Source organism: Mesorhizobium sp. WSM4828, assembly GCF_055811175.1.
On the sequence record NZ_JBVVQK010000016.1, the window covers coordinates 134,584 to 141,408 of the forward strand.

The window sequence follows — 6,825 nt, forward strand, 5'->3', positions numbered from 1 at the left end:
AAATCAAAACGCTGCCGCGCCCTTGCGCGTCGGGACGCGAACGCTGTTGGTAAAAAGGGAAAAACGATCCGCAATGGAAAAAGGCCGCATCCTGCTCGCCCTCACCGGTATTCATCCGCTGCGCTGGCGCGAACTACTGTCGGCGGAGCGCGAAGTGGTGCTCGAGCCGAATGGCGCCGGCGATCCGTCGATCACCTATGCGGTGGTGTGGAAACAGCGGCCGAACCTGTTGTCGTCGCTGCCCAATCTGCGGGCTATCTTCTCGATCGGCGCGGGCGTCGACCACATTTTCGCCGATCCCACCTTGCCCGACGTACCGGTCGTCAAGGTGGTGGCCGACAACCTGACCCAGTACATGACCGAATACGTCGTCTGGCGGGTGCTCGACCACCATCGCCAGGGCATGCTCTACCGCGCCCAGCAGCAGAAGAAGATCTGGCACGAACCGCAGCAGCGGCCGGCCAACGACATCTCGGTCGGCATTATGGGGCTCGGCACGCTTGGCCGCGCGGCGGCATCGGTGCTGTTGTCGCTCGGCTTTCCCGTTAATGGCTGGTCGCGCAGCGATCGGCCGATGCAAGGTGTCTCGACTTACGCGGGCGAGGCCGGCCTGATCCCGTTCCTCAACGCCACCGACATCCTGGTGGTGCTGCTGCCGCTGACGCCACAGACGCACGGCATCATCAACCACGGCGTGCTGAAGGAGCTGCGCAAGCGCAACGGTCTCGGCGGCTCGGTGCTAATCAACGCCGGCCGCGGCAGGTTGCAGAAGGACGCCGACATTTTGCGCGCGCTGGACGACGGCACGCTGAAGGAAGCCAGCCTCGACGTGTTCGAGGTCGAGCCGCTGCCGAAGACCAGCCCGCTATGGAGCCATCCGAAAGTGTTCGTGACGCCGCATGCGGCGGCGACCTCCGATCCGGTCCACCTGGCGCCGATCATGCTGCGCCAGATGAACGCCTTCGAGCGCGGCGAAGCGCTGGAAAATGTCGTGGACCGCGACGCGGGATATTGATTTCCAGAGCACCGCTTTCCGGTCTCAGCCCCAGCCGAGCGGCACGTAGTCGATCTCCATGAACGCCGCGACTTCCGGGATCCAGCGGTCGCGGACGAAGGCGACGTGGTCGGGATGGTCGTTGTAGCCGGAGTAAGCCCGCTGATCGGCGAACTCCATCGAGAAGCCGAAGCGGTAGTCGTTCTTGGGGCTGACCTGCCGCAGCTGCTCGAAATGCGTGACGCCCTTTATCGCCGTGAGGATCCTCTTGGCGTCGGCGAGGAACCTTTTTTCCTCGAGCGAATGCGGCGGGTGTTTCAGCGTGAACACGACGGTGTGACGGATCATTTTCTGCTCCTGCGATGTCGATCCTGCTATGCGCTGTCGGCCCAGGCGCGGATCAGGTTATAGGCGATCGCCCCCTTCGGCGGCGTCACCAGGCCGCCCGGATGCTCCCTGGCCAGCATCGAGAGCACCTCGTCGCGAAAGAACCAGCGGCAATCTTCCAACTCGTTGAGGTCGGGCTGGATATCGTCGTTGAGCGGTTCGCCGAAGCAGCCGATCATCAGCGAATAGGGGAACGGCCAGGGCTGGCTGGCGTGGTAGACGACGCGGCCGAGCCGGATGCCGGCTTCCTCCAGCGTTTCGCGGCGCACCGCCGCCTCGATCGTCTCGCCCGGCTCGATGAAACCGGCGAGCGCCGAATACATGCCGGGCCCGAAATGCCGGCCGCGGCCGAGCAGGCATTTTTCGCGCGTCGCCGTCAGCATGATCGCCACCGGGTCGGTGCGCGGAAAGTGCTCGGTGCCGCAGGCCGGGCAATGCCGCTTGTAACCGCCCGCCCGCATCTCGGCTTCGGTGCCGCATTTGCTGCAGAAGCGATGGCTGGCATGCCAGGCGAGCAGCGCCGCCCCTTGCGCCAGCGCGCCGGCCGCCGCTTCGTCGATCAGCCCCTGCATATAGACCGAGCGATAGTCGATCGCCTTGATCGTCTCGGGAAGCTGCTCGGGCTCGACCCCGGCCGGCACCGCCAGCACCGGACCGCTTTCGGAAAAGCCGAGCAGGACGCCGTTTTCAAGCGATGCTTCGAGCGGCCGGCTTTCGGCCGCGCCGAACCAGGGGTCGAATGCGTCTTGCGCAAGCTTCAGATAGAGCCGGCCGCCACGCATCAGCAAAAGCCGCGCCGAGGGATCGGCGAGTGCCTTTTCGACGGAATCATCGGCGCGGTTTTCGGACTGCCGGTCGATAATGTTGCCGGCGAAGCCGACGAACTGGCTCGGCTCGCGCAAGGGCGCGTCAAACAGGCGAAAGCTCATGCAGACTCGGGAAGGTTCAAGGTGGACACGGGAGAGGCTTATAGCGCTGCCTTGATCTTTTCCGCAAACTTGCGAAGGTCGGAGCGTTGATAGGGCTCGCGCAGGCCGTGCCCCCACACCGGGCCGGGCCAGCCGGGATCGCCTTCCGAGCGCGCAATGACGTGTATATGCAACTGGCGCACGATGTTGCCGAGTGCGCCGGTGTTGATCTTGGTGCAGCCGGTCACGCGCTTGAGCGCCAGCGCCACCATGTTGGTCTCGAAGGTCAGCATCGCCTGGTCCAGCGGCGTCATGTCGTGGATTTCCTCGATGCCCGGCCGCTGCGGCACCAGCAGCAGCCACGGCCAGCGGCGGTCGTTCATGACGCGCAATTCGCACAGGCCGAGCCACATCAGCTGTTCGCTGTCGGCCTCCAGCTGGGCGTCAAGCGTGAATCCGGCCTTGAGGCCCGGCAGCATCGGCGTTTCTCTCACTTTTTGACGTTTTTTGAACTCCATCGACGCTAGAGCGGCTTCCGAAGGGCCGCAAGGGGCCGCAAGCAACATTGGCCGTCGTGGCGCTGATTGTTCGCGAAGAAGTGAGGGCCCGGGCAAAATTGCAGGGTTGGCGCTGCCCCGCCGAGGTCGACAATTTTGACCCCAGCCACATTTTGTTCTTGCTTTGTGCCGGCAGCTATGCTACTAATCTCGCTATGGTGATTATTCGCCCCAACGACCCGCCCGCCGAGGCGGGTTTTTGGTTTCAGCTGTCGCCGTCGCTCACGACCCCCATCATCCGCGCTTGCATTTCATCGCCGGATTGCCGATATGGAGGCTGGGAGGTTGGTGGTGGACGGTCCACTCGCCAACCGGGTCAGGTCCGGAAGGAAGCAGCCCTAACGAGCCCGGAACGGGTCATTGTTCCAGCCTCCCACCTCCTCGCCTTTTGCTCGACATTGACGGCGCCAAGCCGTGCGGGCGAAACTATGCGCAGGAATCGGCCGCCTCCAGTGGCAGCCCTTGGAGCTTAACGGGCGAATGAGCGAAGCCGGAAACGAGGCCGGGAAATTGGACAAGCCTGCCGCCTATCGGGTGCTAGCGCGCAAATACCGGCCGTCGAATTTCTCCGAGCTGATCGGCCAGGAGCCGATGGTCCGCACGTTGACCAATGCCTTTGCCACCGGCCGCATCGCCCAGGCCTGGATGCTGACCGGCGTGCGCGGCGTCGGCAAGACGACGACCGCGCGCATACTCGCGCGGGCCCTCAACTACAAGACCGCCACCGTCGACCAGCCGTCCGTCGACCTTGCCGTGCTCGGCGAGCATTGCCAGGCGATCATGGAAGGCCGGCATGTCGACGTCATCGAGATGGACGCCGCCTCGCATACCGGCATCGACGACATCAGGGACATCATCGAGCGCGTGCGCTACGCCCCGGTGTCGGCGCGCTACAAGGTCTACATCATCGACGAAGTGCACATGCTTTCCAACCAGGCCTTCAACGGCTTGCTGAAGACGCTGGAAGAGCCGCCGCCGCACGTCAAGTTCATCTTCGCCACCACCGAAATCCGCAAGGTGCCGATCACCGTCCTGTCGCGCTGCCAGCGTTTCGATCTCAGGCGCATCGATGCGGCGATGATCAAGGCCGACCTTGCCAGGATAGCCGGTCTGGAGGGCATCGAAGTCGAAGACGATGCGCTGGCGATGATCGCGCGCGCCGCCGAAGGCTCGATGCGCGATGCGCAGTCGATCCTCGACCAGGCGATCGCCCATGGCGGCGGCGCGGTCAGCGCCGAAGCGGTGCGTGCCATGCTCGGCCTCGCCGACCGTGCCCGCATCGTCGACCTGTTCGAACATGTCATGAAGGGCGACGTCGCCGCCGCGCTTGCCGAATTCCGTGCCCAGTACGATACCGGCGCCGATCCTGCCGCGGTGCTGACCGACCTTGCCGAGTTCAACCATCTGGTCACCCGTCTGCGTTTCGTGCCGGCTGCCATCGACGACGCCTCGCTGTCCGAGGACGAGCGCCGGCGCGGCGCCGATTTCGCCAGCACGCTGTCGGTCAAGGTGCTGTCGCGGACATGGCAGATGCTCTTGAAAGGCATTCCCGAGGTGCAGACCTCCAACCGCCCGGTCAGCGCCGCCGAGATGGTGCTGATCCGGCTGGCCCATGCCGCCGACCTGCCGACGCTGGACGAGGCGCTGAAATCGCTGGAGAACGGCGTGTCGCTGCCCGGCGCCGCGCCGCGCGCGAATGGCACGCCGGCAAGCCCCGGCCCCGCAAACCATACGCCTGCAAGCGGTGGTGCCGGCGCCGTGGCGCAGACGCGGATGCCGACGGCCAATGGCGGCGCGCAGACGATGCGCCTGGTCGACGCCGAGCCCATGCCGACCAATTTCGTTGCTCCGCCGGAGCCGGTGGTCGAGGCGCCGCCGGTGCCGGTGAAATCGCTGGCCGACATTGTCGCCCTTGCCGACGCCCAGCGCGACATGGCCTTCAAGGTGCTGGTGAAGCGTTGCGTGCGCCTGGTGCGCATCGAGCCCGGCCGTATCGACGTCAGCCTGACCGACGATGCGCCGAAGATGCTGCTCAATGATTTGACCGCCAAGCTGCGCGCCTGGACGGGCCGCAACTGGCTGGTATCGCTGTCGAAGGAGGAGGGCGGCCAGACCTTGGCCGAGATGGAATCGACAAAGCGCGAAAACGCCTTCCTCGATGCCAAGAGCGACCCGACGGTCGCCGCCATCCTGGCGCGCTTTCCCGGCGCCAGGATCATCGACGTACGCATTCCCGACGCGCCGGAAGCCGATGCGGCCGAGGCCGAAGTGCCGGTCGAGCCGCCGGTCGACGACGACGAAACCTGAAACAACCAGCACCAACTGCAAAGGACAGTGCGATGAAAGATCTTCTCGGCCTGATGGGCAAGGCAAAGGAAATGCAGGCCAAGTTCCAGGCCATGCAGGATGAGATCGCCATGCTGGAAGCCACCGGGCAGGCCGGCGGCGGCCTGGTCAGCGTGACGCTGACCGGCAAATTCGAGATGAAGTCGCTGAAGATCGACCCGTCGCTGTTCAAGGAGGACGAGGTCGAGATTCTCGAGGACCTGCTCCTCGCTGCCCACAACGACGCCAGGACCAAGGTCGAGCAGACCATGCAGGAGAAGACCAAGGCGCTGACCGCGGGACTACCGATTCCGCCGGGAATGAAGCTGCCGTTCTAGAAACGCTAACAGCCCCCATAACCGAGGAGCCGCCCGCTGGGCCCATTCTACGAGCGTCGCAGCTTCCGCTGAATACCCTTAGGCCAGTCTTGTTCCACCAACTCCCGCCCGCCAGCTGTGTCTATTGGGCAACGCCCCACACTTAATAACGCTTTAGCCATCTTTTTGCCTGAAAGTGTCTCATTCTTGCCGCAACCAGGGGCGGGCTGGCAGCAGAATGAGGGGACGCCTGTTGATCTCTACCCGATGGAAGACGCCGTTGCGGCTCGGCGTCGTTATCTCGCCGCTGTTTTTGGCCGCTTGCAGTCAGACCGCCTCGCACGGTATGTCCAGCCTGACCGATGCCATTACGCCGGGTTTCCTGAGCTCGCGCTCCTACAATTCCACGCCCAAGGAGAAGGAATGCCTGGAGCGGGCGATGTTCTTCGAGTCCAACCGGTCGAGCCGTGACGGCATGATTGCGGTCGGCACGGTGGTGATGAACCGGCTGCGGTCCGGCAAGCACGGCAGCACCATCTGCGAAGTGGTTGGCGAGCGCGGGCAGTTCGCGCCGGGCGTAATGACCAGACCGATGAATTCGAAGGCGATGCCCGATGTCGAGGAAGCCGCCGAGGCGGTGCTCAAGGGCGAGCGCAAAGCCAAGCTGAAGAACACCATGTATTTCCACACCGCCGGCCTGCGTTTCCCCTACAACAACATGCACTACACCATGGTCGCCGGCGGCAATGCCTTTTATGAAAAGCGCGGCCGCAACTGGCAGCCGCTGCCGGACGAACCGGTGGTCGCCGTGGCCCAGGCCAAGCCGCAAGCGCCTGCCGCTCAGGCCATACTTGTCGCCTCGGCGGAGCCGGCACGCGAGGCCAAGCCGACATTTGCCAAGGCAACCTATGTGACCGCCGCTGCATCGCAGCCGGCAAAGCAGACCAGGGTGACTGCCGGAATGGCGACCTCGGAGAGGGCGACGGCGGAGAAGCCGATGCTTGTGGCGCTGCAGGAACCAATGCAGGAGCCGGATGCGGCCCGTTTTGGCGGGACCGTGAGCGCCCGGCCTGTCACCTCCTTCCAGGCCGCGCCGGCGGAACCGACAATGTCGTTCGAGGCGACACCCGAGAACACCGACGCGATCGGCGCTATGATCGCCGGCCAGACCCGGCCGCTGGAAGAAAACTGAGGCGGTCGATTGTTGAGGGCGCCGCCGCCCCTCATCTGGCTGCCGCCATCTTCTCCCCGTATAGTGACCTATCGGATTCACACATTTTGCAGATTGAGTTTGGTTCCGTACTTGATGGCGTGGAATTCGGCGAGGCCGATGCGCA

7 protein-coding genes and 1 other RNA gene are annotated in these 6,825 nt (G+C 64.5%); 5 read left to right on the forward strand and 3 right to left on the reverse strand.

Annotation, left to right across the window (positions count from 1 at the left end):
• Positions 1-73 precede the first annotated feature (73 nt).
• Complete coding sequence (locus AC0L2X_RS19330) at positions 74-1,015, forward strand: 2-hydroxyacid dehydrogenase (protein ID WP_473560708.1); 942 nt, start codon at positions 74-76, stop codon at positions 1,013-1,015.
• A gap of 24 nt (positions 1,016-1,039) precedes the next feature.
• On the opposite strand, the gene AC0L2X_RS19335 is transcribed toward AC0L2X_RS19330, so the two are convergent.
• The 3 genes from AC0L2X_RS19335 to AC0L2X_RS19345 are packed head-to-tail and all read right to left on the reverse strand — an operon-like array spanning position 1,040 to position 2,768.
• A complete protein-coding gene (locus AC0L2X_RS19335) occupies positions 1,040-1,342 on the reverse strand; it encodes a Dabb family protein (RefSeq protein ID WP_292662251.1) in 303 nt (100 codons plus the stop codon).
• A 26-nt stretch (positions 1,343-1,368) separates the two neighbouring features.
• Positions 1,369-2,310, reverse strand: coding sequence for an NAD(+) diphosphatase (gene nudC, locus AC0L2X_RS19340; RefSeq protein WP_473560711.1), 942 nt, complete (start codon positions 2,308-2,310; stop codon positions 1,369-1,371).
• 38 nt (positions 2,311-2,348) lie between these two features.
• Positions 2,349-2,768 (reverse strand): HIT family protein, encoded by a 420-nt coding sequence (locus AC0L2X_RS19345; RefSeq protein WP_352664323.1) that lies wholly within the window; start codon positions 2,766-2,768, stop codon positions 2,349-2,351.
• Positions 2,769-3,126: 358 nt separating this feature from the next.
• Between AC0L2X_RS19345 and ffs the strand changes: the two genes are divergently transcribed.
• From ffs to AC0L2X_RS19365, 4 genes are all read left to right on the forward strand, one after another.
• Positions 3,127-3,223: signal recognition particle sRNA small type (ffs, locus tag AC0L2X_RS19350), an RNA gene on the forward strand.
• A 103-nt stretch (positions 3,224-3,326) separates the two neighbouring features.
• Positions 3,327-5,153: a DNA polymerase III subunit gamma/tau gene (locus AC0L2X_RS19355; RefSeq protein WP_473600260.1), complete on the forward strand. Its 1,827-nt coding sequence runs from the start codon at positions 3,327-3,329 to the stop codon at positions 5,151-5,153.
• Between the two features lie 32 nt (positions 5,154-5,185).
• Positions 5,186-5,509, forward strand: a complete 324-nt coding sequence (locus tag AC0L2X_RS19360; RefSeq protein WP_352488128.1) for a YbaB/EbfC family nucleoid-associated protein — start codon at positions 5,186-5,188, stop codon at positions 5,507-5,509.
• A gap of 232 nt (positions 5,510-5,741) precedes the next feature.
• A complete protein-coding gene (locus tag AC0L2X_RS19365) occupies positions 5,742-6,680 on the forward strand; it encodes a cell wall hydrolase (RefSeq protein WP_473560715.1) in 939 nt (312 codons plus the stop codon).
• Positions 6,681-6,825: the final 145 nt, after the last annotated feature.